This window comes from Halobacillus sp. A1 (assembly GCF_024189295.1).
GTDB lineage: Bacteria > Bacillota > Bacilli > Bacillales > Halobacillaceae > Halobacillus_A.
The window spans coordinates 1-317 of sequence record NZ_JAIZEN010000082.1 but is presented as its reverse complement, the minus strand read 5'-3'; the positions used below and the strand labels follow the sequence as shown (position 1 = coordinate 317).

At 47.0% G+C, this 317-nt stretch carries 1 rRNA gene; it reads right to left on the bottom strand.

Going from position 1 to position 317, the window contains the following annotated elements:
- A 23S ribosomal RNA gene (locus LF817_RS20095) occupies positions 1-76 on the bottom strand; the annotation flags it as partial.
- Between the last annotated feature and the right edge of the window lie 241 nt (positions 77-317).

Sequence of the window (317 nt, the reverse complement as noted above, 5' to 3'; positions counted from 1 at the left end):
GCATATCGGTGTTAGTCCCGTCCTTCATCGGCTCCTAGTGCCAAGGCATCCACCGTGCGCCCTTATTCACTTAACTTTCTTCGTGAAAAGACGTTTCGTTTGTTTGATGTCTTGTCATCATCTACGCTTGGATGTGCGTAGTGATTATCTTATCCAGTTTTCAAGGTTCACAGATTGAGAAGATCGTTTGATCTCTCAAAACTGAACAACCAACCAGGTACGTCTTCCGAAGGAGACGGCTTTTTGTGTTCGAAAACACGTCCAGCCGGTCCTTTTTCCTTAGAAAGGAGGTGATCCAGCCGCACCTTCCGATACGG